At 42.8% G+C, this 1,638-nt stretch carries 2 protein-coding genes; both read right to left on the reverse strand.

The genetic code is table 11. The features are described 5' to 3' along the window. Nucleotides 1-293: 293 nt before the first annotated feature. The gene (locus FJ444_RS21220) at nucleotides 294-653 is read right to left on the reverse strand and encodes a hypothetical protein (protein WP_140961940.1); all 360 of its coding nucleotides are present in this window, start codon (nucleotides 651-653) and stop codon (nucleotides 294-296) included. 114 nt (nucleotides 654-767) lie between these two features. Continuing rightward, nucleotides 768-1,046 (reverse strand): hypothetical protein, encoded by a 279-nt coding sequence (locus FJ444_RS21225; protein WP_140961942.1) that lies wholly within the window; start codon nucleotides 1,044-1,046, stop codon nucleotides 768-770. Nucleotides 1,047-1,638: the final 592 nt, after the last annotated feature.

Genomic DNA, 1,638 nt, shown 5'->3' on the forward strand with positions numbered 1-1,638 from the left:
AGCACTAATTACGAGACGCATATCGCTATATTTTGTTTTACACGCTTCATCATTTGCATCCCAGGTACCTTGAAAGACCTTTGGAATTTGAGGACTAGAATAACTTGGAACACTCACCAACAATAGGAAAACAATGAATGCCAAATGTTTCAATTAATCAATCCTCAAAGGTGCATAACACCCCACTAAGGGGCGATAACACATGGGCTAAAATTGGGAACGAAGTGACGCAGCCCATGTGTTAGCGTCCCAGCGAGCAGCGCGAGCGCCTTTAGTGTTTTGTTAGCTGCCATTTACTCATTAATTATGGATAGAAAGAACATATTGCTGTACTTACTACCACAAGAGTAGCCTTGGCCAGCATTGACTGGAAAAGATATAACCGCCAACTCATTCATACTGAAACCTAAGTTACCGTTAAATTGGCAGTGGTAAAAGACATGTACTTCATTATCCTGAATAACTGTGGCGTTTAGATAAAAGATGAACGAAGTATTTTCCCGAACCACTTCTAATTCACCGCTTTCATATAGGTCAAATACCTTTGTTACTGAACCTGCATCTATTTTTAACTTTTGATCAACTGCTGAGCTAGAAAAAGTAAGAACAACCAACGCTGTTGATATGAAGCTTCTGAATGCTATTTTTCTCATGGCTGCTAACACCCCGCTTAGGGGCAAAAACATGTGGGCTATAATGCCGAGCAGAGCGAGGACAGCCCACGTGTTTTTGTCCCAGCACGCCCCGCGTGCGTCTACAGCGGTTTGTTATATTTCATTACTGCTTACATGGTGCTCTGTTCGTTTTCTATAACTTTCTTCAAAAGCGACAATTGCTGCCATAACGCCAGAGAAAAACAATACGGATACTGCCATTGGGAAGAAAGCAAGCATTGGCATTACACTAGTGAGACCAAGTGAGACGAAGCCTATTGCGGTAGCCATAATCGCGACGACAGTTAAAAGAAAACCAACATAGGCTGTAACCCTTGCCAGTAATAATAATAGTCCCAAGTGATGGGTAGTAATATTTTTATAAGGTTTCATTTAAACATCCTTTTTTAGACTTTTATCCTTGGAATATAACGCCTAGCACACGGGCAATAGCGAAGGGCCACTTTTTTGCGCTCTTTGCAAAAAAGGGGAACTGCGCGTTATTGTCCCGTGCTGCGCTTTGTTAGCCCCAACACTGAACGTTCGCAGCTTTGCTGCCTTGTACCAAGATGTTTGCATTATTTAATTGCCCTTCCCTGATTTGCATTTACCTTAAACAACCACCAGAAAAACAACAACTGATTTTTGTGTTAGCCATTTTCCGGAACTAATAAAGCTGCGCTGCCAAGCAAGCTGAGAATTGCGCTATACGATTGCGGATAAATGCACCGTCCGCTTACAGCGAAAGACTGCTCGCGCCGCGCAAACCACGGGAAGAAATTACTACGTTTGCTTGATAGCCCTGGAAACAAAAATAACCTATGAAGGTAGGACGCTAAAACGAGAAATGATACCGGCGTTAACACTGCCCCGATTTTTTATTTTTGAAAGCATTAACGAATGGGGGCTAACGGGGGTTGTTAAGTGGCGCACATGCATGTGCTTGATAAAGGAGCCGATGTCTCTTGCGTCCACTTCAACAACT

Origin of the sequence: Aestuariibacter sp. GS-14, assembly GCF_006494365.1 — a bacterium.
In the GTDB taxonomy this organism is placed as follows: Bacteria; Pseudomonadota; Gammaproteobacteria; order Enterobacterales; family Alteromonadaceae; genus Alteromonas; species Alteromonas mangrovi.

Excerpts from the sequence above, each read along its gene's own strand:
- FJ444_RS21220 (WP_140961940.1), bottom strand. The coding sequence starts at position 653 with ATGAGAAAAATAGCATTCAGAAGCTTCATATCAACAGCGTTGGTTGTT.
- FJ444_RS21225 (WP_140961942.1), bottom strand. The coding sequence starts at position 1,046 with ATGAAACCTTATAAAAATATTACTACCCATCACTTGGGACTATTATTA.